Here is a 25267-nt window from a genome sequence, read left to right as displayed (position 1 = left end):
TATTGAAATGTTTTATCTAACCTCTTGCATCAGTTTTTTAATCAACTGAGAAAATACAATCAGAAATACTCCGGCAATTAATGAGTAAAGCGCAAGTGATTTATAACCTTCAGTGTATGAAGTAAGTTTGGTCATCAAAGATGCATTTTCAATACTAGACATTTCTGCACCTAATTTACCGGCAGCAAGCTGTCCGAAGGCACTAAAAAGGAACCACATGCCCATCATCATTCCAAACATCCTTTTAGGTGATAGTTTAGTAATGATAGACATTCCGATTGGACCGATACATAATTCGCCGAGCGTAAGCAGCAAATAACCTAAGGTGAAAATATTTAGAGAACTAATGCCTTGCACGTTAGCAAAAAATCTAGTTGCATAAAAAACGTAGAAACTCAACGCTAATAAAACAAAGCCCAATCCAAATTTTACCACGGTATTGGGTTCAATTTTACGTTTGTACATGCCAATCCATAATAAACCTACTAATGGACTAAACACGATTACGAAAAATGAGTTTACACTATTGTTTACTACATTCGGATCGATAGAAAAGAATAACAAATTATGGTCTAAATTATCTTTGGCAAATAAAGAAAGCGAACCTCCGCTTTGTTCTGAAATGGCCATAAAAATAAAGTAGCAAAGAATGAAGATAAAAGCAGCAAGTAATTTATAACGTGCTTTAATTTCCTTGATACTGAACATTTCATAAAAAAAGTAGATCAATGCAACTATACCGAGCGTGTACATAAAATAATCAGTATAGGCCGTATTCCTTACCATGATAAAGATCAGCGGAATACACAACAGTGAACCTGCATATACTACCATTTCATAAATGGTTCTTTTAGTTTTTTGTAAATGTAACAGTGGCGAATTACCAATAGGGCCGAGGTATTTTTTAGTGAAGATAAAAGTACCTAAGCCAAATGCCATCACCAGGGCTGCAGAAAGGAAACATAGATGCCAGGAAACATACTTTCCAAGGTAAATACACATGGCGCCACCCAACAAACCACCCACGTTTATACCTGCATAAAAGAGTCCGTAACCTGCGTCTCTACGATTATCTTTTTCGTGATAAAGTTCGCCTACCATTGATGATATGTTAGGTTTAAAAAAGCCTGTACCAATAATGGATAGCGTAATGCCGACATAAAATAAATCATGTGGTGAAAAGGCAAGGATCAGGTTTCCTACAATCATCAGTGAACCACCCCAGAAAAGAGATTTTCTAAAGCCTAACACTTTATCAGCAAAAATACCCCCTATAAAAGTAAAGGCATAAACAAAAGCCTGGATGGCACCATATTGAAGGTTTGATTTCTGATCACTCAGTCCCAATTGATCAACCATAAAAAAGGCAAGCACCCCACGCATGCCGTAGAAACAAAAACGTTCCCACATTTCTACCAGCGATAAATACCAGAGTTGTTTAGGGTATTTACCTTCAAAATTTTGAATCGCTTCTAAAGTTTCAATAGAAGGTGTCTTTTCAGTAATAATCTGCATTTTATTTAACCCCGTGCATTAGTTTTTTAATTATTGGCGTAAGCAACATAATAAAGATACCCAAACTTATAGGAATAAGCGTGAAGATGAGGAAGAAGGTAGACATGGAGTATTGCGCTGTAATTTTATCAATCATACCACCCATGGTACCTGCAATTTTATTTCCGATAGCCAGCGCTAAATACCAGATACCAAACATGATTCCAATCATACGGCCAGGAACCAGTTTACTCAGATAGGATAGACCAATAGGAGAGATAAACAATTCAGCCATGGTATGGAAGAAGTAAGCTAAAATAAGCCAGATCATACTTACGGATGCCACTTTAGCGCCTGCAGGTATGGAGCTGGAACCATAAGCCAGTGCCGCAAAACCAATGCCTAATAAGATCATGCCTATACCGTTTTTAACGGTTGCAGTCGGACTATATTTGCTTTCCCAAAGTTTGGATACAATAGGTGCACATGAAATAATAAATAGTGAATTTAGGATACCAAACCAGGTGGCTGGAACCTCAGTTTTAACTGCGCTATATTGGTTTTTTAGCATATATATCACCATGCACCATATTATTGCAAAGCCAACTGCCAAAATGATATTGCCTAATGCAAACCTGGAGAATGTTTGTCTGAATAATTTAAATAATACGTAAGAAATGATTGTTAGCGGAATAATTGTAATTAAAGTATTGGCTATGTTAAAAATGATTTTTGAATTTCCTTCCAGTATTCTGGCGGTATAATCTTTAGCAAAAATGGTCATGGAACCACCAGCCTGTTCAAATGATGCCCAGAAGAAAATAGCCACAAAGGCGAGTACAATAACCACAATCATTTTATCTCTAAGCTGTGGCGTATACTGAACTATTCTTTTGATCAGTACGAAAATAAAGAGACTTAAAGCTAAAATAATGGCGAAGTTATCACCTGTTAGCTTACCTACAGAAAAGTTGAAAACCGTATGTCCCGAAACTTTAGAGTAAGGATCATTAATGATCCATACGAGACCAATAACAGCGATAAAAACAATTAATACAATGTCAATAATAGAGAATGGATTTCGTTTGGCTTCAGCAGGATGTTCGTCTTCATCCAATTTTTCTTCATTTTTAACTGGTTTTAAACCAATAGAGCCAAAAATGTTTTTAGTGAAATAAAACTGTAGCATGCCAACAAACATGAAAATACCTGCCAGACCAAAGCCATAGCTCCAACCTATTTTTTCACCAATGTAACCGCATAATAGCATTCCTAAAAATGAGCCACAATTTACACCCATATAGAAAATGGTATAGGCACCATCTTTTTTCTCCGGATGTTTTTTGTACATATGAGATAAGATGGAAGTCATATTGGGTTTGAAAAATCCATTACCCAATACCAAAAGGCATAAGCCCAGGTACATAAAAATTGGATTAAACTCAAAAGCCATCGAAAGATGGCCCAATGTCATTAAAAATGCTCCAATAATAACTGCCCAGCGATAACCTAAAAATCTGTCGGCAATATATCCTCCTAGAATAGGCGTAAGGTAGGCAAGGGAAGTATATGAGCCATAAATAGCTAAAGCATGTTCACGAGGCCAGCCCCAACCTGGATTATCACCCAGTATAGATGATGTTAGAAATAAAACGAGCAAAGCCCGCATACCATAATACGAAAATCTTTCCCACATTTCCGTAAAGAAAAGTACGAATAATCCGGAAGGATGACCCAATACTTTGCTGCTAAAGAAATCGTCTTTGGTTTCAAGGGATGTATGCATAAAACATTTATTGGTTTTAGTTTATGAATTCAGAATTTGTGTGTTGTTTATGCTTGTTTGCAAGGCGCAATATAGTCAGCGAAGGGCAAACTCACAAATTTTTAAGTTATGGGAATGGTAATGAAGAGGTTAAGATAGGGCCCAGGTTAAAACTTTCTGATGGGTTTAACATTTTTCTTTGGATCGGCATATTGTTCATCCATGGCTTGAGGATCGTTATTCAGTTCCAGCCCTTCTTGTAATTTAAGTTTTCCACCCATAATTTTGAATCCATCAAAGGTACCATCCGATCCATAAAACTCATATTTGCCTACCATCTCCGGATCGAAAGGGCCAAGGTGATCAAAAACAATCATACCTGCCTTTTGATCTACTTTAAGCGTCATTGCATTTGATTTGGTATACTCAAAGATTATCCGGTTTTTATCCTTCAGTTCTTTACCATCGAAAACAGGTGCGCCGAAATTTACTTGCTCCTGATCGAAGGAAAGAATTTCGATAACCTTTTTGGTGGTGCTTGGTGTATTTCCCTTCCATCCCAGCAAAACATAATAAGGTTTACGATTTCCACTGGTTACCGCAACCATCTCATAATAGCGTGCCCCAAACCATTTTTGATTATTGGTTACTGCATTTGCATCTGTGATGTTGTCAGTTTGATCAATGAGCGGATATAATTTTAACGGCCCGTTACCCGTATTCATTTGAATGGTTCCGAAATAACGGTAGGTGCCATTTTCCTGTTGAACATACCAACTTAAAATCCGGAAAGACTTATCGGGCGATTTAATTACGGAAACGTTCTTTAGCGAATCAAAAGGATAGGAAAAAGAATTTGGTATTTTTAATGCTTCAACTAAGGTTTTTACAAAGGCGCTATTGCTTGCCGTTTTTTTAATATCCGTTTCTGCTGCTATAGTAGCTGTAGAAATCCTGATCAGGGAATCCTGGAAAACATCAAGTTTTTTATTGCTTTGTTGAGCTTTTATATTAAAACTCAACAAAGCAGCGATAAGAAAGAAATAATATTTAATGTTCATTTCTTACATTTTCTCAATTACCAGGGCACTGGCACCACCACCACCATTACAAATGCCTGCAACACCAATTTTACCATTGTTTTGTTCCAGAACAGACAATAAGGTTACCACTATTCTTGCTCCGGATGCACCAAGCGGATGGCCTAAAGAAACTGCTCCACCGTTTACGTTTACCTGATTCTCTTTTAAATTTAGTTTTTTATTGTTCGCAATGGAGACTACAGAAAAAGCCTCATTAATTTCAAAATAATCAACGTCTTTAATATCGATATTTGCTTTTTGTAAGGCTAAAGGAATGGCTTTTGAAGGGGCTGTGGTAAACCATTCAGGCGCTTGTTGCGCATCTGCATAGCCTAGTATTTTAGCCAGAGGTTTAATTCCCAGTTCTTTTGCTTTATCTGCACTCATCAGCACTAAAGCTGCTGCGCCATCATTCAGCGTAGAAGCATTGGCTGCAGTAATGGTTCCATCTTTTTTAAATACGGGTTTTAATGATTGGATTTTATCAAACTTAACAGCTGTAGGTTCATCATCCGTATCAATAATCGTAATCTCACCTTTTTTATCCTTTACTTCGATGGCAATGATTTCGCCCGCAAATTTTCCGGCGGTTTGTGCCTGTTGTGCTCTTCTATAAGATTCTATAGCGAAACTATCTTGGTCCTCGCGGCTGATATGGCATTCGCTGGCACAAAGTTCAGCTGCAGACCCCATATGGTAGTCGTTGTAAACATCCCAAAGTCCATCTTTAACTAGGCCATCGGTAATTTGTCCATGACCTAAACGGTAACCATTTCTGGCTTTATCTAAGTAATACGGCACATTGCTCATGCTTTCCATGCCGCCGGCAATAATAATATCCTGATCGCCATTGGCAATGCTTTGTGCCGCTAACATGATGGCTTTCGTACCCGATGCGCAAACTTTATTTATAGTGGTTGTTGGTAAATCTGGTAAGCCTGCAAATTTTGCTGCCTGAGTGGCAGGTGCTTGCCCTAAATTCGCAGACAGCACATTGCCCATATAAACTTCCTGAATATGTTCGGGTGTTAAGCCTGCTTTTTCTATTGCGGCTTTGATGGCGAAACCACCTAATTGAGTAGCAGAAAATTGAGATAATGTGCCTCCGAAACTGCCAATAGGCGTTCTTACAGCTGATACAATTACAACTTCTTTCATGAATAAATATTTTATGAACTTTTGGTTAGGCCACTAAGTTATACATTTTTTGACTGGAGAAAATGAATCAAATGTTATTTTTAGGATGAACTCTTAGCAGCTCTTAAAGTAAAACGAAGAATGCTATTAAATTTATATTAGACAGCAATGCATATCTCTGCAGAAATCTGGCATTTATTCCTCTTTTACTTTACCTCTTTTCCGTGATTTAAGTGCTTGATTCAGAAGAAACTCAATCTGTCCGTTAGTGCTTCTGAATTCATCTGCAGCCCATGTTTCTACTTCTTTTAATAAAGCAGGGTTAATCCTTAATACAAAAGCTTTTTTATCTTTCTCCGCCATCTCTATAAATTGCTTGAATAAGTCCTCCCTTATAAAAAATCAATTTTACTATTGTAGGAAAAATGCTTAAACCGGTGATTAGGTATAACCACCATATTTTTAAGCTTTGTTTTTCCTCAAATTCCATCTTAATTATAAAGCGTTCCTGTATTTACAACTGGCTGCACGTGCCTGTCGCCACAAAGAACTACTAGTAAATTACTCACCATAGCAGCTTTACGTTCTTCATCAAGTTCAACTATTCCTTTTTCTGATAACTTTTCTAAAGCCATTTCAACCATTCCTACAGCACCTTCTACAATTAATTTTCTGGCTGCAATTACCGCTGTAGCCTGTTGGCGCTGTAACATGGCACTGGCAATTTCTGGTGCGTAAGCCAGGTGAGAAATACGTGCTTCTAAAACATCAATTCCTGCTCTTGAAAGTCGCTCAGTTAATTCTTTTTCTAAAATTTCGCTCACCTGTTCTGCGCCATCTTTTAAAGTGATGCTGGATTCTTCACCTTCAGCATGATCATAAGGGAATATGTTAGCCAGGTGCCTTACTGCGGCTTCACTTTGAATGTTTACATACTGCATGTAATTTTCTACCGCGAAAACAGCCTTTGCCGTTTCATTAACCTTCCACACCACAACAGCTGCAATTTCAATCGGATTACCCAATTTATCATTTACCTTTAATTGCTGGCCGTTAAGGTTGTTCGCTTTTAGTGATAATTTTCTTTTAGCGGTAAGTGGATTTACCCAGAAAAAACCATCTGCCTTTACCGTTCCGGTGTATTTCCCGAATAAAGTTAATACCATAGACTGGTTAGGGTTGATAATTAGAAAGCCCGGGAAAACCAGGAAAAGATCTACAGCCAATATAATGCCTCCAGCAATAAAGGATTCGGAAATAAAGCAGAATATTGAACCGACTAATAATAATATAGATAATACAAATGTTAAATACCCTGATGGCGGGCTAATGATTTTTTCCTGATACATGGTTGATATTAATTTGATATCATAAAGTAAATTATAAAACCTGGTAATTCCAAACAAAATGATTAAAATGTATATTAGATAAAAATGCTATTTTTGACAATATAATAATCAGATCGTTTTGGCCAAAATCAAGAAAAATTCACATAAAATTCTATATCGTAAGTATTCATCCAATCTAAAGTATGTGATGATGTTGTTTACGGTTTTCGTAATTACATTATTTCTTCCAAAACAACCCCGGTTTAGATACGAGTTTGAAAAGGGAAAAGTGTGGATGAATAAAGACTTAATCTCTCCCTTTAGTTTCGCTATTTTAAAAACCAATCCACAGGTTAGTATTGATAAAAAGAATGCGCTCAAAGATGTTTTACCAGTTTACCAGTATGATCAGTCGATCAGTAAGAATGCATTAGAAGCTTTTACCAATGAGTTTGATATCAAATGGAAGTCTACTCAGCTGGATGAAAACGATAAGGTCAAATTTAAAACAGAATCATACCGATTGCTTGATAATATTTATCAGCGGGGCGTAATCAGTTTAAATGCCAAGCAACAAACAAATGGTAAAAACTACGATTTTTCCCTGATGGAGCATAATGTGGCGAAGCAAAAAAATACACAGGACGTATTTACCACTGAAACGGCATTGCTCTATTTTAAGCATAATTTTATTTCACCCAACCAGGTAATGAGCGATTTGGTCGCTAACCTGGCAGAAGACCACATTACCCCAAATATTATTTTTGATGAGCGGTTAACGCAGGTTATTCAGCAAAATACTGTTGATAATATTTCAACTACGAAGGGAATGGTGCAGAAAGGCGAGCTGATTGTATCAAAAAATGATGTGATTGATGATGAAATATATCAAAAACTGGAATCATACAAAGCTACTTACGATGCACAGACGAAAACCATTGGCAGCCGGGCATTGGTTTACCTTGGTCAGGTGGTGTTGGTAAGTTTTATGCTCTCCATCCTGATGTCTTTTCTTTTTCTTTTCCGAAGGGATATTTTCTCTGATAACCGTCAGCTGTCATTAATTCTGATTGTAACAACAGGCATGCTGCTGGCGCTTACCTGGGCTATTAAAATGGAAATACCGAGTTTATATTACATTCCATTCTGTGTGGTGCCTATTATTATCAGAATCCTTTTTGATACCAGGCTGGCGCTTTATCTTCATTTGCTGGTGATTTTAATTGCAGGTTTTTTTGTAGCGAATAGTTTCGAATTTGTTTTCTATCAGGTTACGGCAGGGATGGTTGCCATTTTTAGTATTAAAAATTTCGTTAAAAGGGAACGATTCCTGGTGTCTGCTTTATTTATATTACTGGCTTATTTTGTTTCGTTTGTAGGGATTGCATTATTGAGAGAAGGTTCTTTCCGTGAAATTGAGTGGGCGAATTTTATTCCTTTTATCTTTAGTGTATTGTTATCACTTCTTGCTTATCCGCTAATCTATTTATTTGAGCGTATTTTTGGAATCACTTCCGATGTGGCCTTGATTGAGTTAACCAATACAAACAATAAATTACTTCGTGAGCTGGCCTTTAAAGCGCCTGGTACCTTTCAGCACTCTTTGCAGGTAGCAAACCTGGCAGAAGCTGCAATATTTAAAATTGGTGGTAATTCTGTGCTGGTGAGGGCAGGGGCACTTTACCATGATATAGGAAAGGTAGATAACCCGCAATACTTTATTGAGAATCAAAATACAGCTGTGAGTCCGCATGATAAATTACCATATGAACAGAGTGCGCAGATTATTATTCAGCATGTGCACAAGGGAATTGAGATTTTGAGGAAAAACTTAATACCTGAAGCGATTATCGATTTTATTAGAACACATCATGGCAATACAAGGGTAGATTATTTTTACCAGTCATTTTTAAAAAATTCTCCTGAAAAATTTGTGGACGAAAATATTTTCCGCTACCCCGGACCGATTCCTTTTAGTAAGGAAACAGGTGTGTTAATGTTGGCCGATTCGGTAGAAGCAGCCTCAAGAAGTCTAAAAAATCCGGATGCGCAGAACATAAATGACATCGTTGAAAGGATAATTAACTATAAATTGGAGCAAAATCAGTTAGATAACTGCGATTTAACATTAAAAGATATTGAAACTATCAAATTGATATTCAAGACGATGCTGATGAGCATCTATCATGTGCGGATAGATTATCAACAAGTTTTGTAATTTTTTTTTGTAGAATAACTTGTTTTACTATATTTGCAGACCTCAAAACAAGGTCGGTAGGACAAATTTAGAGGTTGAAAAGGAGAGGTGCCTGAGTGGCCGAAAGGAACAGTTTGCTAAACTGTCGTACTGGTAACGGTACCGCGGGTTCGAATCCCGCCCTCTCCGCTCAAAAAAAAAAGTAATAATAAAAGTGAATATGTCATTTTAAAATCGTTACTTTGCAACCCTTAGAAATAAGGAAATAAAAAGGAGATACCAAGTTCGGGATGTAGCGTAGCCCGGTATCGCGCCTGCTTTGGGAGCAGGAGGTCGTAGGTTCGAATCCTGCCATCCCGACAAAAGTTCAATCCACTTTTCAAAAGGAAATAAAAAGGTGATACCAAAGTTCGGGATGTAGCGTAGCCCGGTATCGCGCCTGCTTTGGGAGCAGGAGGTCGTAGGTTCGAATCCTGCCATCCCGACGAAAACAGAAAGAACCCTCTAAATAATAAATTTAGGGGGTTTTGTTTTTTTATTGGTATTAGTTTGAATGAAAGAGGATCAAGGATCGGATCAAGCGGAAAAGGGATCAAGCGGAAAAGTTGGGGGGAATAAAATAATTTCTTTCTTTTGTAGTTTATAAGAACTACATATCCCTTGAATCCAGCCGAACAAACGCTTATCAGTTTTTTATTGCCAGAAGGTATTCTGGATTATTTCGAAATACTCAAAGTAGAAAAAGAGTCAAAAGAGCTTCAGATCTATTTGGAAGAAAAGAATACAGCTCCCTCTGGCTATCAGATAGCTGAGCTTGAATCAAAGGGCTTTCTTCCGGAAGTTGCCATTCAGGATTTTCCTATCCGTGGACAAAAAGTTGCCTTACGTATCAAGAGGCGCAGGTGGACCGTAAAAAAGACTGGCGATATCATCAGCAGGGATTGGGATTTGGTAAGAAAAGGGGCTCGGATGACTACGGAATTCGGTCTTTTTTTAAAAGGAATATTTGGATAACCATCCCATTAGCTGTTATCATTTAGGACATTATTTTCAAGTAGATGGCAAACAGCTCCAGGAGCAATATAAAGAGCATATCAGCGATTATAGTTATTGGAACCAGAAAGCACATGCGTATGATTGGATGCTTTTCGTAAAGAATGTAAGTCCCGGCTCAGTATTGATGAAACAGCTTTATCCAATGGAGAGCTTTATACCACTTTGGTGAGGGAAATGTTCAGGATATCTTTCCAGTATATCAAACCTGCTGCCTTGCTCACTGCAGTGACCCACGAGGTTATCCCTTCATTGCTAAGGACTAGCATTGGAACTGAGCGATTTAGAGAAATCAACATTCTGATGATCACAATGAACAGGATGAGCCCTAAAACAGCAGATATTCCGGCTAGCTTAGTGGATGAACCACAATAAGGCGCTAATGGTTAATGCCAGAAAATTAATGTTGGTCATCTGGAATATATTAGTCAAAAAAGCAATACTATAGGCCTTTAGACGCTTAGAATTGGTAGACAAAGAACAAGATAAGGTCCTTATATTGTGGTGGAATGGAACACCGTTTTTCAAACTGGCACAATAGTAAAAGTGTGTTACAGGCAAGGAATTGCGTTTGAGACATAGCGCTCGTAAAGGAAATATAATATGAACCGTAAATTTAGTAAAGCATGATTTTTACTGGCTCTCTTTATGTTTTGCTTAAGTCGCAGCTATTTATAGTGACCTTCTCTTTTAGTTGTTTAATGCATTATGATGACTTATCAACAAATTTATTTCTTTCGCCCAAACGATCCAGAACCAAAAGACTTGATATTTGCGCATATAAATCTGCAGGTTCTATTGGTTTTTGAATATAAGCATCAATTCCAACAGCGCGTCCCTCTTCCCTGTCTTTCTCCATAATGGATGCGGAGAATGCCACTATAGGAATAGATTTGTTCAATTCAGATGACTCATTCCTAATCATTCTTGTCGTTTCGATGCCATTCATGACAGGCATATGGATATCCATTAATATGATATCATATTTCTTGAATTTAACTTTATTGAAAGCATCCAGCCCATTTTCAGCCTCGTCTACCTGGATATTCCAATTAGAGAGCATTTGTGAAATAACAAACCGATTAATCTGGTCATCATCAGCCAGTAACAATGCAATATTTCTAAAAGGTTGAACTGTTGAGGTCTCTTTAGTTATTTCATCTGCAGCCTTATTTACATGACGGATTTTGTACCAATTGGTGAAGGTAAATGTTGTGCCTTCTCCCACAATACTTTCCACATTTAGCTTTCCACCTTTCAGGTCAGTCAGTTTTTTAACTATTGACAAGCCTAAGCCTGTGGATCCAAAGCTATCTTCTATGGTATTATCCAGTTTCTCATATCTGTCGAATATTTGGCCAAGCAATTCATTAGGTATCCCAATCCCGGTATCTGAAACAGAGAAGCTCAATAATACTTGTGAGTCTTGAATTTCTGAGATTGAAACGACGAGCTTTATACTACCGCGTGATGTGAATTTTATAGCATTGGTTATTAAATTGATTAAGATCTGGTTAAGCCTTAAGGTGTCAGCCATGATCACCTCAGGGATATCACTATTAACAGAACAGGTTAAGACAAGTCCTTTGCTTTCTGCTAAAGGTCGCGTCAAATCACAAATATCATTGAGCAGTTTTGTTAAGTCGGTTTCTGTCTTGGTAATTTTTACCTTTCCAGCATCAATTTTAGATATATCCAGAATGTCATTAACCAGGCCAAGTAACAGCTTTGAAGAATATGAAAGCATGCTCAAAATCTTCATTTGTTCATTATCAAGTTTTGAAGTTTCAAAAATGTTGATCAAACCTAAAATAGCGTTTAAGGGAGTTCTTAACTCGTGGCTCATGTTTGCGAAAAAATTTTCTTTTGCCAGTCTGCTTTGCTCGGCCATTGAAACTGCTTCTAGTAGCTGTTTTTGATATTCTACCAACTGCTGGTTTTTATTGCTTATTTCTCTTCGTTGGAGAATCAATTTAATAATTGAATCAACTTTAGCGATAGTAACATGCAAATCAAGAGGTTTAAATAAATAATCTACCGCCCCAAGCGATAAACCTTTCACCACATCTGGAGTACTCATGGAATACCCGGTAATAAGTACCACCATAATCCCGGAAGTTAAAGGATCTTGCTTGATGGCCTGTAGAAGATCATATCCTGATAGTTCCGGCATATTTACATCGATCAGTGCAATATCAATGGAATGATCGGTACACATTTGAAGGGCCTCCTTAGGTGACGTTGTTGAATATTCTCTGATATCATCTCTTTCTAAAGCAGATTCTAACATTATAACATTATTGGGGTTATCGTCGACGATGAGAATATTTATCATATTTTTATAGGGGATGGCTAATGGGAAACTATTGTTTAATTAAATTGTTAAGGATGCTAATAGTATATTTAATGTAATTGTTTTACTTAATATGATTAATTCAAGTCGACCGATTTCGTTATGATAAAGTATCAGTTATGGACTTGTATAAAAAGATATTAGCTTAATATGAATAACACTAACGAAATTGAGAATCCATTAGATCTTTCATTTCTTAAAAAAATGTCTGGTAATAGTCCAAAGTTTATTTTAACCATGATTGATCTTTTCATTTCTCAAACGCCAGTATTGCTATTAGCGGTAGAAGATGCTATTTCTCATCAAAATTGGGATAGAATTGCATCTACTGTCCACAAAATGAAGACATCATTTAGCTACTTAGGTAGAGCAGATATCACTGAAAATCTTAAAAATATTGAACAACAGGCGATTGAGCATATGGATATGAAAACGCTGTCAATGTGTTTCGAAGAAGCAAAATTACCTATAGCTATATTAACTGCACAATTACTCGAGTACAAAAGCAAATTTCAGTAAAACACGTAGAAAGTACACTTATTAAGCAAACAAGGCACAACTCATCACTTCATCACTAACCATTTAATTGCTATTCTCTTACTAGCAGGATTAGTATGCTTTGATTGTAATTTGATCAAATCTGTCCTTTACTAATTAGTCCCATTAGTAATGTATGCAGCCGCAAATGTGAATTTTTTGTAAATGACAATATTGTCATCATAAAATACTATATAAAAACTTCTGAAATATGTATTAGTTGCTTTATATATTTTTGATTATCGCCAACATATAAATAACTGATTTAAATTTTTTTAAAAATTATTTTACTGATAATCAGTTTTTTATATTTTTTAAAAGTCTTTTTTAGATTTAGTATGGAATATCATTGGAAATAATTGGGCTGATTAGCGTCGGTATTTAAAGGCCAGCTTTTTTATATCTTTAAGCAATTAACGTCGCTAGCTGATCCAAAAAGTCTAGTAAAATAACCAAATATAACTACCTAAATTATGAAAACAGACAAAAAGAAAGCGTTAAAACGTACTTTTAAACTTACTGATTGGCTTTGTGGAAACAGAAAGTTAATTGTAGTCTATGCCTTTGTGTTAGCCACCCAATTAATCAGCTGTAAAAAGGAACAGAAACCCAGCAGACCTGAATTGTCAGCAGCACTGGCTATACAATCAAATACCGCTGGTCTGGTAAGTGTTTCCGTGCCGACCAGAAGTGAGGCACTTTTTGCTATGCAAGTCTATAACAATCATTTTTATAACCAGTATGGTACGTATGGGGGATCTTATAAAGCGTATTATTGGAAGGATGATAACCACACCGGACGTATGGATTTCTGGACCCAGCAGGAGGCCATTGAGATGCTTATTGATGCCTATAATATCAACCCTAGCGATGATTTAAAAAACAAGATCATTTATCTGTATAATGGCGTGAGGGATGGCTATGGATTACTTTGGTCCAATAACATCTATAATGACGATGTGGTATGGGGCGCTTTAATGTGTATTCGGGCATTTAAGATCACCAATGATGGCGGGATGTTAGATATGGCAAAAAATAATTTTAATATGATGTGGAACCGTGCCTGGGATACACAATTTTTAGGAGGAGGATTATGGTGGACCACCGCTAATGAGACTAAAAATACTTGCGTGAATGCACCGGCTGTGATATGTGCAATGTTGTTGTATCAGGCTACAGGTGATCCCGTTTATAAAAGCAGGGCCAAGCAGCTTATGGATTGGATAGTGCTGAAGCTTTATGATGCTTCTACCGGTGAAGTTAAAGGTGCCATCAACAAAGCAGGGAATATCACTGAGGGGGCACTCTCTTATACACAAGGCACTTTTATCGGTGCCTGCGATATTTTGCGTGGAGATTATCCTTCAGTCAATTACCGAGCTATGGGTTTAAAAGCAATGGATTATGCGCATGACAGCATGTGCAATCAGTCTGGTGGGATACTGAAAGATGAAAACGCAGTTGCAGATACCCAGGGCATGAAAAGCATATTTGCAAGATGGGCATGTCTCTTTGTAAAAAATACGGGTACCGTAAGCAATTATGGGGCTTGGCTTGATGCAAATGCAGCTCAGGCTTGGTCAATCCGTAATTCACAAGGTTTAATGTGGAATATATGGGGTACACACACACCTGATAATGTACGTAATGCTTTTGAAACCACTTGTGGCGTGGCCATGATGAATGGTATTTATTATTATCGTTAATTGCAATGGTAAAACCTTAGCTATAATATCTGGTAGGTTTGGGATTCCTGCCTATCAGATCATTGTCAGATGCTATCAATTAAGATAGTATTGAAGCTTTGAATACTATCTTGGCTAGACCAGGATGATTCTTAAGAATTGTATCTTTTTTGTTCAAGTAACAGGAAGCTTAACTGATACCCACAATAACATGGTGATACAGCTGACCAAGCTGCTATTGATAGGATTTTATGTGTAAATAAAAATTAGCTTTATTTAACTTTTTACAATCATGATGATAAGAGATCCGTTTAAACTTTCTAAGATTTATTCTTAATATCATTCAGCACATCATTAACTTTTTTGATCCGATTTACATCTGAGGATGGCATCTTTAACTGCGATTTACCTGTATGGCATTCGAATACTGCACCCATAATCAATGCTTGCGCACTAAATTCAATATCTGATTGGCAGTTTGGGCATTGTATCTTAATTCATCATTTTCAAATAATGGTTATAAATTAAAGTTATATAAATACTGTATGTTAAGATTTTAAATCTGTTGTTTTAAAATACTATATAAATGTTCATCGGTCAGTTTTCCTTCTTTAATAACGGAGGAATGAAGAATTGCTTCTTTTCGAAATCCAGATTTTTCTAAAACCCTCATTGAAGCCTTATTAAAATCATAGATATAGGCATATACCCGAAAAATGTCTCGTTTCTCAAACGCGAATTTTACCAATAATTTAACTGCCTCTGTTGCATAATCTTTTCCCCAATACTCTTCTCCAATCCAGTAACCGATTTCAGCATTCATTCGATGTTCATTGTTCTGTGGAATTATACTGCCAATACCTATAAAGTCACTATTCAAAGAAATAGCAAATACATGACCTACCAAGCCATTGGATACTAATTCAAGAAAGATTGTGGCATCTTCCACTGAATAAGGATGTGGAAAAGAATCTCTAAGGTTCTTTTTAATAGCATAGTTATTAGCCAAATGCTGAATTTTTTTTGGGTCAATATCATTTATACTGGTTAACTGTATCATCATAATTTGATCATTCTGACCTTAAAAAAATTCTATTATTTAAATCAAAGGGTGGTTTTTTTACAAAGCAGTTTGCTTCGATTTTATATAACGCTAAAATATTAAATCAATAATATAAGGCAAAATTAAAAGATGGAATTTTTATGATGCTGGTATCATTGGTTTGGGATGAAGTGATCAATTGCTCCTGGATGCCCATGTTGTATTTCGCCCCCCCCCGAAGTTACTTGTTACCTGATCAATAGAGATAATCCCCAATCCGTTCATTGGGATTGGACTCGTATGATATGAAGCTTATTGATCATTACTCCGTACTGCAAAAGAAGCTTATAACTATTCTAATATTCATTTTCACTTTTAATATTCTGGTATACGCTCAAAGTGATCGGCTTTAAGCTTCACTTAAAGAGTATATATTAGTTCACCACAAGATGTAAAGCAAAAATATCAAAGTCATTAAGGTTGCTGACTTCCCTTTTTTCCATGCACTTCGCCCATGCGTGACAGTGTATCTTTTTGGACGTAAAGTATGCCTAATCCAAGCAGCAGCAATGCGGCGATAAATAAAAGTACCTTCAGGCTTTTTTTATATCTGATTATCATAAATGATTTTTCGAACGCCAAAAAAGGAGATGAAGCCAATGGTTACTCCAACGATGATTAGTGCTTTAAATGTCATACTTATTAAACGGTTTGAGTACAGGGTTTGTTTTAGTTTTTAATCATTTGTAGTTGACTAATGGAGGTGTAGCGATTTATTGATAAATAATATAGTTTGATAAATCCGGCTGGCATCGGTCAGTTTGCTCAGCAACTTTTTTCCAAAAAGTATACACCCATCTTGCCATTAATTATTTAACGGTTTATGGGCTTATGTTTTTATTTTATCGATTCTAAAAATCATATTACCGGGGCACCTTTGAACAGGAGCATGGTTTGATTGGATATACTGACTGGCAGTCGATTTTGTTCTCCTGACTGAGTTAAGAATACTGAATGTAAAGGATTTTAAAGTCAATACTTTATATGATATATATTCTTTCAGGTTGTAAGTTTGCGTTAACTGGATTACGTTGCTTATTAAATAATTGGTGATATTTGATCTTCCAAATTAAATTGCTTTTTTCATATTCATGTGCTCATCATCCATTCACCTTCAGAACAATATATTCTCGGAGGTATTAGAGCAGTCTACTCATGCTACTGCGATTTACACCAGCGCTGATCTCATCATAGGATTAGCAAATCCTGCTATGCTATTGATTTGGGGGAAGAATGAATCTGTTGTTGGTATGCGGTTTGAAGATGCGCTTCCGGAAATGAAAGCGCAACCGTTTACTGCAATACTCAAAAATGTCTGGCAAACTGGGCAAGCTTACCATGCAGCTGATACCGCTGCTACGATGGAAAAAAAAGGGATATGGTGTACCTCATTTTTCGATTTTGTTTATCAACCCATAAAGGATGCTAATGGAAATATTACCTGTATCCTGCACACTGCAGTAGATGTAAGTGAGCGGGTGATGGCCTGGAACCTAATCAGCAAAAAAAAGAAGTTGCAGGACAGGCTTAATGAGGAACTGCAATCTGCTAACAAAGAATTTTCTATCTTAAACCAGCAGTATCAGGCAATTAACGCGGAACTTCAGGAAAGAAATCAAAAGCTGGAAGCTTCAACTGCGAAGTTATTGGAGCTAAACCGTACCATAGCAGAAGGAAATATAACTTTAACGGCGGCCAATGACAATCTTAGGTCGTCGCACGATGAGATCTTTCAGCTCAACGAGAAATTTAGTGAAAACGAAAAGCATTTGCAGGGTATACTGGATACAATGGCAGAAGGAGTTGGGGTAACGGATCATTTAGGCAAACTCATTTATGCCAACCCGAGAGCGCAAGAGATCCTGGGGCTTAGCCACAGTGAGATTTTGGATAGGGTATATGATGATCCACGTTGGCAAAATATTCGTCTGGACGGATCTGATCTTCCCCCGGAAGAACATCCCATGTCTATTATGATGCGTACTGGTCGGCCTGTTTATGACCATGAGATTGGTGTAAGGCCACCAGGTTGTGAACCCTTTTACATTTCGATAAACGCTGCTCCCATCTTTAACAGCAAAGGTGAGCTCACTGGAGGGATTGGCACATTCATGGATGTGACCACCAGGCGAATGATCATTCAAGGCAAGGATGATTTCATTAGTATCGCCAGCCACGAACTTAAAACCCCTGTGACCTCGCTGAAGGCTTCTTTGCAATTACTGGAGCGATCCCACCAGAGATTAACCGAGGATAACCGGGGATCGTTAATTGCACAGGCAATCAAAAGTCTTGATAATCTATCCAGGCTGATCAATGATCTCTTGGATACCAGCAGAGTGGAGCAAGGTCATCTTAAGCTGGAACTTTCACATTTTTCGATCCAAACCCTTTTTGAAAACTGTTCCGCCCATGTAATGAAGGGAATTAAACAGGATTTGCGTATTTTGGGAGATACAAGTCAAGTTATCAGGGCTGACATGCAGCAGATCTCCCAGGTTTTGGTCAATCTGATCAACAATGCACTGAAGTATGCGCCAGATTCCGATCAAATTATTCTACATTCAACAGCCATATCAGAAAGTGAGATTAAAATAATGGTAAAAGACTTTGGTCCTGGTATAGAAAGAGAAAAGCTGGACCACTTGTTTGAACGCTATTATCGTACCAGTTACAAAGGGCAAAAGTTTTCAGGGCTCGGCCTTGGTTTATATATCAGTGCGGCAATCATAAAAAACCACGGAGGGAAAATCGGTGTAGAAAGTCAGCCAGGTGAGGGTAGTACATTTTGGTTTACCTTACCTGTTGAAGTGACGGGCCGATAAACAATCCTGCAAAGAATAATCGAAACTATCATCGGGCTAGCTTGTTTTAACCCAAAGCACAGATGAGGAAAATAATCTTATTAGAGGATGACCAGGGGATACGGGAGGTGATGGAATTGATATTGATGCTGGAAAATTATGAAGTCCAATCATTTGCAAGTGTTGATGAATTTAGAAAACGGGATCAGAAGGTATTGCCTGATCTTTTTATTTTTGATGTGCGTTTACCGGATGGGTCAGGCATTGATGTATGTAATGAGATCAGGAAAGATGTGATTAATGATGATATTCCTGTTGTGATCATGAGTGCACATGCAAGCATTAAAGATTTGAAGGGAAAATGTGCTGCTAATGATTTTATCGCCAAACCATTTGAACTTGACTGGCTTCTGGAACGAATCAAAATTGCTATTAATTAAGTCAGATAGCAACATTGTTGAGGTGCCGGCCTTACGTATGCTAAAATTCGCTTTGCCATTATCGCTGAAAGCCAGCTCAAGCGAAATCATCCTTAGCCATCACCATCCTTCAGGCCACTGCCTTCCTGGTCAGGCAAAATGTCCATCCAGGCAAAAGAATGGTACAAATTAGAACCTTGCTTTGAACTGCCCGTTCTTGATCATATCATCTTTTGTCCACGCCACTACCACAGCTTTAAAGATGAGGATTAACCTAAACTTAAAAGCTCCTGCATTTCTAGAGGCGATTGTCTTTATAAGCACCCGGTATCAAGGTTCTTTCCGATGAATAAAAATATTCATGTATTGATTAAAAAAAATGCTGACAAAAAAGCAATACGCCCAATCCTATGTTGAATGATGTGGTGTATTAAAAATTACCAAATGTTAAATCTGGCACACTTTACTTTTATTAACTTGCGGTAATGAAAGAATTGATTGACTATATTTCAAAGTTTGGCAACCTCAACAGACAACAAGTAAATTTTGTTGAAAGCATGGCTATGAGAATAGAACTTCGCAAAGATGAATATTTTTCAGAAGCAGGAAAAATTCCTAATCAGGTCGGCTTTATTGTAGAAGGTGTTATACGCGGATGTTACTATAGCAATAAAGGGGAAGAAATAACCCGCTGCTTCATTGGTGAAAACAACCTGGTGGCTGATTATGTCAATCTAGAGGCAAATGTCATTTCTGCTGAATATCTGCAAGCGTGCACGCCATGTAAACTCATCGTATTCTCCAAACAAAGCTGGGAAGAGCTTTCTCATACTATTGTGGGTTGGGACAATATAAAAAATAAAATGGTTCAGATGTGTATGTTCCAGAAATCAAGAAAGGGACCTGTAATTTCGCAAAATGCCACGACTCGTTATCTGGAATTTATGAAGAATTACCCCTTACTTACCAATCGTGTTCCCCTGGCTTATATTGCTTCTTATTTAGGCATTACCCAACAATCATTGAGTAGAATAAGAAAAAATATCGGATAAAGAGTTTTTACCAAATGATAAATGATTTTCTTTTTATACTGTACATTTTTGTGTTATTCACTTAGAAACTATAAAATGAAATCAGTATTAATTACAGGAGCCAATAAAGGCATAGGATTTGAAACAGCAAGACAGTTGTTACAAAATGATTTTTACGTCTACCTGGGAAGCCGGGATCTGCAAAAAGGAATTGAGGCTGCCGGAAAATTAAAAGCAGAAGGGCTCAGTCAGGTAGAAGCCGTTCAGTTAGACGTAACAGATGAGGATTCTGTAAAGCAGGCTCGTCAACAAATTGGCAGGAAAATACAAGTGCTTGATGTTCTGGTGAATAATGCAGGTGTGAATGGTGGAATGCCCTATACTGCACTTGAAGCGACAACCAACCAACTGATGATAACGTTTGACACCAATTTATTTGGGGTGGCAAGAGTTACACAAGCTTTTATTGATTTACTTCGTAAATCACCTGAACCCAGGATTGTGAACGTCAGCACCAGTGTAGGTTCTCTTTCGCTTCAGAGTGATACAGCCTGGCCAGCTTATGACTATGCAAAATATGCCGTATATGGCTCATCAAAAGCAGCAATGAACATGTATACGATTCATCTGGCATATGAACTGCGTGATACTGCATTCAAAATAAATGCCGTGTGCCCGGGTTATACCAAAACCGACTTTACTAACCAGAATGGAGGGGACATTGAGGCAGCCGGCAAGCGCATTGTAAAATATGCTTTGATTGATCAGAACGGGCCAACAGGCAAATTCTTCAGTGAAGAAACCAATCCGGTAACCGGTGAAATTCCATGGTAAAAGGGGCATTTCGGCAAAAATTCACCCAAATGTGAACTACAGGATGCAGAACTTCGCAAAAGAGCTATCTGCATCCTCTTTTGATTGTGTGTTTTACAGCGCAAAGTATTTATTGAATATCCAGGTAAAAAAGTAATTAGTACCATGTCCCTTTTTTTGCTGATGTTTATAGTGAATAGCAATATTTATGATTCAGGGTTAGCTTCATGGAGTTCCTGTTTTCACACAAATGTTTTAATCAGCGTTTTTTTTCCTAATCGTTATCTGCTCGTTTCCATACTATCGATCTAAGAGCATTCAAAAAGTCAAAGTTATTTCATTCAGATCATAAATAGCCTCGTATATTTAACTTTTCAAAAAGATAAAATTGCTCTAAAATGAAATTGAAAAAAGCCGTATGGTTTATTGTTCCACTGTTTTTTATTGCATGCGAAAGCGATAGGGAAAAGTTTGCGCAGGCAGAAAGGGAATGTTCACAGAAGAACAGTATCGATAAATTAGAGCTTGATTTCTTTGGTTATTCTTCGAAAGAAGCAAACTCGGTATCTATAAAAATACAACGCAGTGGTAAAATAGTAGAAGATTATATGGATACAATTCCCAAAAAGTTTTCCGATTCAATAAGGCTGCGAAGAAACTACACCATTAAAAAGAATATCCTGCTGACAGACACGCTTATGGTAAAAATAGCAGATGAAGCAACTAAAAAAATATATGGGTTTGGTTATGCTGTTCAGCCCCATTTTTCAATGATGGATAGAAATTATGGATGCGAATTCAGCAGTTTTGTAGAAGACGGAAAGATAATGAAGGAATCTACGGTTGTTTTTACCAAAAGAAAATCAAAATAAGTTTGATAATTATGTTGAATGCTGTTTAAACACCAAATTTATGTCAACATCCAGGCCATTAAAAATAACAGTTTTCTTTGTATTGAGTCTGCTTACCTTATCTGGTTTAGTCATTTCATCTGTTGTTATGATCAACCAGCTTGGAATGAATCAGCGGTTACAAGGTTGGGTAAATTTACTGTGGTTGCCTCTTCCCATACTGATTTTAATTGTAGACCGGATCTGTGTAAGGAAATTTGAAGCCAAAAACGTAAATAAAATTCAATGGTATATTTTAGTTACACTTATTTTAATTGTTATTTTAAATTATTTGAGACTATTGATCGAATAAGAATAAAATAGCAAGATATATCGATCAATTATAGCAATTAAGATATTATCTTCTCTAAAATAGATTACAAATTGATGAAAACTATCTAATCATTTTAAGCGTTTTGTTTTGATTAGTCTGTTGCCAATAGGTTGATGTTTTTAACGTAGACTTCATAAAATAGCAGTTTAATTATTAAAGAGCGTAATGGATATTAGACCAATTGAGTATTTTAACGAATTGTTTATTAAAGAACTTAGATTAACGAAAGTCAGTATACCAACGGCTTGTTGCCTATCTACTATTGGAACAGATGGCTTCCCGAATGCCAGATTTGTATCCTTGAAAGAAATAGTAGATGGCGAATTTGTGATTACCGGGAATATGAGCTCAAGAAAGGGTATTGAAATCAGTAAAATTAATAAAGTGGCGTTAACGTTTTGGTGGACGGAGACAGGACAGCAAGTCAGAATTCAAGGAAATGCCGAAAGAATTTCAGAGAAATTATCAGACAGCTATTTTGCAGCCCGTAATCGTGAGAGTCAAATCGTATCTATAGTTAGTGAACAAGGAAAAGAAATAACTACTTTGGATGAATTAAATAAAAAGTATCAAGTCCTTGATCAGGAATATTTTGGAAAATCTATAGAAAGACCAAATGATTTCGGAGGCTTTGCCATTAAACCACAAAGAATAGAGTTTTTAGAATTTAAAACTACCCGTTTTCATGAAAGAAAGCTATATGAATTGATCGACGGAAAATGGAATATTATTTATTTACAACCTTGATAATTTCCATACTTATACAGGCATAATTTTGCTGCTATGTCTCAGCAAAACGAAACTTACCCCGCGTTTGGTAGCCAGGCTAATCAATAAATTTAATCGATATCGGGTTTTTGCTCTACTGATGTATTGCCTTTCTTTATTAATAAATGATAGATGGCCATACATCCTGGAATCATAGGCAGAACAGCAGTCCACATACCTGGAAAATAATAGTGCCCTGTAGTTTTGAAATAAAAATTTGGCATCTGCCGGATATTTGTTCCATCAATAATAGCCGTAATCGAATGAGGATCATGAGGTAAAAGATCAGGTGAAATGAGAGGAAAAATAAAATGGGTAAATTCTGCAACACCTGGTCCAATAAATATAAACCAGGCAACAAAACCTGCTATATAAACCTTATAATACAGGCCAAGTGAAGTAAGGGTATAGATGACAGGGCCAATCAGTGCAAAAACTATTAAGAAACTTTTTTCACTCCAGGGAATACCAAATAACCGACTCATAGCTGGGGCAAAGCCCATCAGGTATTCCTCAACAATATGTATCTGCAAGCCGGCTACCGTCAGAATAAATAGCGGCAGAATAATGCCCGGTTCAACAGGCTTTCGCAAATAGGTGGTATACCAACAAATTAGGCCAGTTATTGCAGAACCGCCAACAATAATAACAGGGGCAAGGCCTATAGACAGATATCCCAAAATTGGCGCAATTAAGGTAAAAGCACAGCCTGCCAAAAGGCTCATTTTCTGGTGAATAGATAGCGGATTTTTCATAACGATTAAATTTGACCGAAAGGTACACTGCTAATCTTACCCCGCACTTATCAAATGATAAAAAGACTATTATAAGCTTCTGATTCGACTTAATGACACTTGGGTAATGCCGAGGTAAGAAGCAAGGTCTGCCAGGCTAATTCGTTGCAACAGTTTTCCGTGTTCCTTTAGAAATCTATGATAAGCAACCTGTGCTTTCTCTTCCAGTGTATTGCCAATCCGATCCATCATATTCAGGGCAGCCATTGAGAGCAGTTTCCTGAAAAAAGTTTCCATGGAGTGATAGCGGGCACACAACTGGTCAAGATCAGCATAATTCAAATAGGTGATGTGCGTAGGTTCAAGAGCTAGTACAGCATAGGTGGATGGTTGTCTGGTTAGGAAACTATCTAAAACAGTAAACATATTTCCTTCAGAAAAAAAACGCATAATAAATTCCCGGGTATCAGTATAAAAAAATGTTTTCAGTAAACCACTTTCTACAAAATAAATCTGGTTACACACAGTTCCGGTTTCTAAAATCAATTCACCTTTATCATACTGCTTTGTGTGAAGTTTTGAAGTCAGCGCCTCTTTAGCTTCATCTTCCAGTTTAGTAAGTGAGGCAGCAAAATCGAGAAAATTTACGACTTTAGCCTGTTCAATTCTATTCATGATATAAAAATGCGAAATTAAGATGAACCGGATATACTTATTTAATTTACTTACAGAAATAGGTAAATGATAATTCTGTAATAACTATTTACATGCATACATTGTTATTTAGATCATATGGATACTGTATTTAAGAATTATTATGCTGGCACAAGTGGCCTTTTACTACCTGTTCCCAATAAACTTCATTATCCTGAGGCTTTCAAAGATAAATCCAGGCTTTGCTATTATGCTTCTTTAATGAATACCATTGAAATTAATAGTTCATTCTATAAAATTCCACAAGCTTCAACAATTAAAAAATGGGCCGTAGATGTACCCCAGAATTTTCGTTTTACCTTTAAGCTTTTTAGAGAAATTACGCACAATAAAGATCTGGCCTTTGATCCTGATGTAGTTTCCCGTTTTTTTGAAGTCATCTCACCTGTAGAAGAAAAGAAGGCTTGTATTTTAGTTCAGTTTCCGCCGAGTATTAAACTCAATCATTTTAACCAGTTGAAATATCTGATGTCTGTCCTCAGGGAAAATGATCCGGGCATGGAATGGAAAATTGCACTGGAATTTAGACACTCATCCCTTAACATCGATGAAATATATGAACTTCTTGATGAATATAAACTGGGCATGGTGATCCATGATAAGTCGCCGGCAAATTCGCCTGTAAGAGATTCAGATACTGATTTTGTTTACCTGCGTTTTCATGGTCCCGGGGGTAATTATAGGGGAAGTTATCCAGATGATATACTTGATGAATATGCAGACTATGTTTCTGAATGGCTGGCAGGTGGTAAAATGGTATTTGTTTACTTCAATAACACCATGGGTGAGGCCTATCCTAATTTAACAACCCTTCGTAAATTGGTTAAGAATAAGTGTTAATCAGCAATGCCTCGAAGGCCATAAGCCAGGTCGATAAATAATATATATAATCACCTAATGAATTTTTTACTTGCCCGTCATTTGTAAGGTTAATTGCAGATAGCGGTGTCTACTACACTAATAATTATTATAAATTTTCCAATAATCGCTTCCCAAGCCTTATTTAAAGGTATAATTCCACATTTTT

24 protein-coding genes and 3 tRNA genes are annotated in these 25267 nt (G+C 37.0%); 16 read left to right on the top strand and 11 right to left on the bottom strand.

Translation table 11 applies throughout. The features are described from left to right. Window positions 1–12: 12 nt before the first annotated feature. The 6 genes from AN34_RS09640 to AN34_RS09620 form a co-directional block, all read right to left on the bottom strand. On the bottom strand, window positions 13–1515 hold the full coding sequence (locus tag AN34_RS09640) for a peptide MFS transporter (RefSeq protein WP_051666403.1): 1503 nt from the start codon (window positions 1513–1515) through the stop codon (window positions 13–15). Window position 1516: 1 nt separating this feature from the next. Next, window positions 1517–3280 (bottom strand): peptide MFS transporter, encoded by a 1764-nt coding sequence (locus tag AN34_RS09635; protein WP_029284724.1) that lies wholly within the window; start codon window positions 3278–3280, stop codon window positions 1517–1519. A 146-nt stretch (window positions 3281–3426) separates the two neighbouring features. Next, window positions 3427–4320 (bottom strand): hypothetical protein, encoded by an 894-nt coding sequence (locus tag AN34_RS09630; RefSeq protein WP_029284723.1) that lies wholly within the window; start codon window positions 4318–4320, stop codon window positions 3427–3429. Window positions 4321–4323: 3 nt separating this feature from the next. Continuing rightward, window positions 4324–5499 (bottom strand): acetyl-CoA C-acyltransferase, encoded by a 1176-nt coding sequence (locus tag AN34_RS09625; RefSeq protein ID WP_029284722.1) that lies wholly within the window; start codon window positions 5497–5499, stop codon window positions 4324–4326. A 174-nt stretch (window positions 5500–5673) separates the two neighbouring features. Further along, the gene (locus tag AN34_RS21420; RefSeq protein ID WP_082468361.1) at window positions 5674–5841 is read right to left on the bottom strand and encodes an Arc family DNA binding domain-containing protein; all 168 of its coding nucleotides are present in this window, start codon (window positions 5839–5841) and stop codon (window positions 5674–5676) included. A gap of 128 nt (window positions 5842–5969) precedes the next feature. Continuing rightward, the gene (locus tag AN34_RS09620; RefSeq protein ID WP_029284721.1) at window positions 5970–6827 is read right to left on the bottom strand and encodes an SPFH domain-containing protein; all 858 of its coding nucleotides are present in this window, start codon (window positions 6825–6827) and stop codon (window positions 5970–5972) included. Between the two features lie 118 nt (window positions 6828–6945). On the opposite strand from AN34_RS09620, the gene AN34_RS09615 reads away from it, so the two are divergent. The 6 genes from AN34_RS09615 to AN34_RS21615 all read left to right on the top strand — a co-directional run bounded on the left by AN34_RS09615 (window position 6946) and on the right by AN34_RS21615 (window position 10431). Then, window positions 6946–9024, top strand: coding sequence for an HDIG domain-containing metalloprotein (locus tag AN34_RS09615; RefSeq protein WP_029284719.1), 2079 nt, complete (start codon window positions 6946–6948; stop codon window positions 9022–9024). An 81-nt stretch (window positions 9025–9105) separates the two neighbouring features. Then, window positions 9106–9192, top strand: a tRNA-Ser gene (locus tag AN34_RS09610). 97 nt (window positions 9193–9289) lie between these two features. Next, window positions 9290–9363 (top strand) — tRNA-Pro (locus tag AN34_RS09605). A 51-nt stretch (window positions 9364–9414) separates the two neighbouring features. Continuing rightward, window positions 9415–9488 (top strand) — tRNA-Pro (locus tag AN34_RS09600). Window positions 9489–9663: 175 nt separating this feature from the next. Then, window positions 9664–10017 (top strand): hypothetical protein, encoded by a 354-nt coding sequence (locus tag AN34_RS09595; protein ID WP_029284716.1) that lies wholly within the window; start codon window positions 9664–9666, stop codon window positions 10015–10017. A gap of 123 nt (window positions 10018–10140) precedes the next feature. Continuing rightward, a complete protein-coding gene (locus AN34_RS21615; protein WP_157263271.1) occupies window positions 10141–10431 on the top strand; it encodes a hypothetical protein in 291 nt (96 codons plus the stop codon). Between the two features lie 331 nt (window positions 10432–10762). Here the strand turns inward: AN34_RS21615 and AN34_RS09585 are convergent, their stop codons facing one another. Next, window positions 10763–12391: a response regulator gene (locus tag AN34_RS09585; RefSeq protein WP_082468360.1), complete on the bottom strand. Its 1629-nt coding sequence runs from the start codon at window positions 12389–12391 to the stop codon at window positions 10763–10765. Window positions 12392–12559: 168 nt separating this feature from the next. Between AN34_RS09585 and AN34_RS09580 the strand changes: the two genes are divergently transcribed. Both AN34_RS09580 and AN34_RS09575 read left to right on the top strand, forming a co-directional pair. Next, window positions 12560–12928: an Hpt domain-containing protein gene (locus AN34_RS09580; protein WP_051666399.1), complete on the top strand. Its 369-nt coding sequence runs from the start codon at window positions 12560–12562 to the stop codon at window positions 12926–12928. A 491-nt stretch (window positions 12929–13419) separates the two neighbouring features. Further along, entirely contained in the window at window positions 13420–14652 is a 1233-nt protein-coding gene (locus AN34_RS09575) for a glycoside hydrolase family 76 protein (protein ID WP_082468359.1), read from the top strand. 535 nt (window positions 14653–15187) lie between these two features. Here AN34_RS09575 and AN34_RS09570 read toward each other — a convergent pair. After that, window positions 15188–15694 (bottom strand): GNAT family N-acetyltransferase, encoded by a 507-nt coding sequence (locus tag AN34_RS09570; RefSeq protein ID WP_029284703.1) that lies wholly within the window; start codon window positions 15692–15694, stop codon window positions 15188–15190. Between the two features lie 453 nt (window positions 15695–16147). Beyond that, complete coding sequence (locus tag AN34_RS21610; RefSeq protein ID WP_157263270.1) at window positions 16148–16294, bottom strand: hypothetical protein; 147 nt, start codon at window positions 16292–16294, stop codon at window positions 16148–16150. Between the two features lie 530 nt (window positions 16295–16824). Between AN34_RS21610 and AN34_RS09565 the strand changes: the two genes are divergently transcribed. The 7 genes from AN34_RS09565 (at window position 16825) to AN34_RS09530 (ending at window position 22771) form a co-directional block, all read left to right on the top strand. Further along, entirely contained in the window at window positions 16825–18558 is a 1734-nt protein-coding gene (locus AN34_RS09565; RefSeq protein ID WP_051666398.1) for an ATP-binding protein, read from the top strand. Window positions 18559–18620: 62 nt separating this feature from the next. Next, a complete protein-coding gene (locus tag AN34_RS09560) occupies window positions 18621–18977 on the top strand; it encodes a response regulator transcription factor (protein ID WP_029284699.1) in 357 nt (118 codons plus the stop codon). Window positions 18978–19441: 464 nt separating this feature from the next. Further along, complete coding sequence (locus AN34_RS09550) at window positions 19442–20008, top strand: Crp/Fnr family transcriptional regulator (protein ID WP_029284695.1); 567 nt, start codon at window positions 19442–19444, stop codon at window positions 20006–20008. Between the two features lie 75 nt (window positions 20009–20083). Further along, window positions 20084–20821, top strand: coding sequence for an SDR family oxidoreductase (locus AN34_RS09545; protein ID WP_029284693.1), 738 nt, complete (start codon window positions 20084–20086; stop codon window positions 20819–20821). Between the two features lie 377 nt (window positions 20822–21198). Next, window positions 21199–21672, top strand: coding sequence for a hypothetical protein (locus AN34_RS09540; protein WP_029284690.1), 474 nt, complete (start codon window positions 21199–21201; stop codon window positions 21670–21672). A 40-nt stretch (window positions 21673–21712) separates the two neighbouring features. After that, window positions 21713–22003 (top strand): hypothetical protein, encoded by a 291-nt coding sequence (locus tag AN34_RS09535; protein WP_157263269.1) that lies wholly within the window; start codon window positions 21713–21715, stop codon window positions 22001–22003. A gap of 186 nt (window positions 22004–22189) precedes the next feature. After that, the gene (locus AN34_RS09530; RefSeq protein ID WP_029284687.1) at window positions 22190–22771 is read left to right on the top strand and encodes a pyridoxal 5'-phosphate synthase; all 582 of its coding nucleotides are present in this window, start codon (window positions 22190–22192) and stop codon (window positions 22769–22771) included. 92 nt (window positions 22772–22863) lie between these two features. On the opposite strand, the gene AN34_RS09525 is transcribed toward AN34_RS09530, so the two are convergent. Further along, window positions 22864–23547, bottom strand: a complete 684-nt coding sequence (locus AN34_RS09525; RefSeq protein WP_051666397.1) for a hypothetical protein — start codon at window positions 23545–23547, stop codon at window positions 22864–22866. Window positions 23548–23616: 69 nt separating this feature from the next. Then, window positions 23617–24201 carry a Crp/Fnr family transcriptional regulator gene (locus AN34_RS09520; protein WP_029284684.1) on the bottom strand — a complete coding sequence of 195 codons (585 nt, stop codon included), beginning with the start codon at window positions 24199–24201 and terminating at the stop codon, window positions 23617–23619. 117 nt (window positions 24202–24318) lie between these two features. Here AN34_RS09520 and AN34_RS09515 point away from each other — a divergent pair, with 117 nt between their 5' ends. Continuing rightward, a complete protein-coding gene (locus AN34_RS09515; protein ID WP_029284682.1) occupies window positions 24319–25080 on the top strand; it encodes a DUF72 domain-containing protein in 762 nt (253 codons plus the stop codon). Window positions 25081–25267 lie beyond the last annotated feature (187 nt).

It is taken from the genome of Pedobacter sp. R20-19, assembly GCF_000708265.2.
Lineage (GTDB): Bacteria > Bacteroidota > Bacteroidia > Sphingobacteriales > Sphingobacteriaceae > Pedobacter.
This window is presented reverse-complemented; position numbering and strand designations above follow the sequence as displayed.

What these genes read in the sequence shown, in the direction of transcription:
- AN34_RS09570 (WP_029284703.1), bottom strand. Translation starts at nt 15,694, where the DNA reads ATGATGATACAGTTAACCAGTATAAATGATATTGACCCAAAAAAAATT.
- AN34_RS09560 (WP_029284699.1), top strand. Translation starts at nt 18,621, where the DNA reads ATGAGGAAAATAATCTTATTAGAGGATGACCAGGGGATACGGGAGGTG.
- AN34_RS09545 (WP_029284693.1), top strand. Translation starts at nt 20,084, where the DNA reads ATGAAATCAGTATTAATTACAGGAGCCAATAAAGGCATAGGATTTGAA.
- AN34_RS09535 (WP_157263269.1), top strand. Translation starts at nt 21,713, where the DNA reads ATGTCAACATCCAGGCCATTAAAAATAACAGTTTTCTTTGTATTGAGT.
- AN34_RS09515 (WP_029284682.1), top strand. Translation starts at nt 24,319, where the DNA reads ATGGATACTGTATTTAAGAATTATTATGCTGGCACAAGTGGCCTTTTA.
- AN34_RS09520 (WP_029284684.1), bottom strand. Translation starts at nt 24,201, where the DNA reads ATGAATAGAATTGAACAGGCTAAAGTCGTAAATTTTCTCGATTTTGCT.
- AN34_RS09565 (WP_051666398.1), top strand. Translation starts at nt 16,825, where the DNA reads ATGTGCTCATCATCCATTCACCTTCAGAACAATATATTCTCGGAGGTA.
- AN34_RS09620 (WP_029284721.1), bottom strand. Translation starts at nt 6,827, where the DNA reads ATGTATCAGGAAAAAATCATTAGCCCGCCATCAGGGTATTTAACATTT.
- AN34_RS09585 (WP_082468360.1), bottom strand. Translation starts at nt 12,391, where the DNA reads ATGATAAATATTCTCATCGTCGACGATAACCCCAATAATGTTATAATG.
- AN34_RS09525 (WP_051666397.1), bottom strand. Translation starts at nt 23,547, where the DNA reads ATGAAAAATCCGCTATCTATTCACCAGAAAATGAGCCTTTTGGCAGGC.
- AN34_RS09640 (WP_051666403.1), bottom strand. Translation starts at nt 1,515, where the DNA reads ATGCAGATTATTACTGAAAAGACACCTTCTATTGAAACTTTAGAAGCG.
- AN34_RS09580 (WP_051666399.1), top strand. Translation starts at nt 12,560, where the DNA reads ATGAATAACACTAACGAAATTGAGAATCCATTAGATCTTTCATTTCTT.
- AN34_RS09550 (WP_029284695.1), top strand. Translation starts at nt 19,442, where the DNA reads ATGAAAGAATTGATTGACTATATTTCAAAGTTTGGCAACCTCAACAGA.
- AN34_RS09530 (WP_029284687.1), top strand. Translation starts at nt 22,190, where the DNA reads ATGGATATTAGACCAATTGAGTATTTTAACGAATTGTTTATTAAAGAA.
- AN34_RS09575 (WP_082468359.1), top strand. Translation starts at nt 13,420, where the DNA reads ATGAAAACAGACAAAAAGAAAGCGTTAAAACGTACTTTTAAACTTACT.
- AN34_RS21420 (WP_082468361.1), bottom strand. Translation starts at nt 5,841, where the DNA reads ATGGCGGAGAAAGATAAAAAAGCTTTTGTATTAAGGATTAACCCTGCT.
- AN34_RS09625 (WP_029284722.1), bottom strand. Translation starts at nt 5,499, where the DNA reads ATGAAAGAAGTTGTAATTGTATCAGCTGTAAGAACGCCTATTGGCAGT.
- AN34_RS21610 (WP_157263270.1), bottom strand. Translation starts at nt 16,294, where the DNA reads ATGATAATCAGATATAAAAAAAGCCTGAAGGTACTTTTATTTATCGCC.
- AN34_RS09630 (WP_029284723.1), bottom strand. Translation starts at nt 4,320, where the DNA reads ATGAACATTAAATATTATTTCTTTCTTATCGCTGCTTTGTTGAGTTTT.
- AN34_RS09540 (WP_029284690.1), top strand. Translation starts at nt 21,199, where the DNA reads ATGAAATTGAAAAAAGCCGTATGGTTTATTGTTCCACTGTTTTTTATT.
- AN34_RS09635 (WP_029284724.1), bottom strand. Translation starts at nt 3,280, where the DNA reads ATGCATACATCCCTTGAAACCAAAGACGATTTCTTTAGCAGCAAAGTA.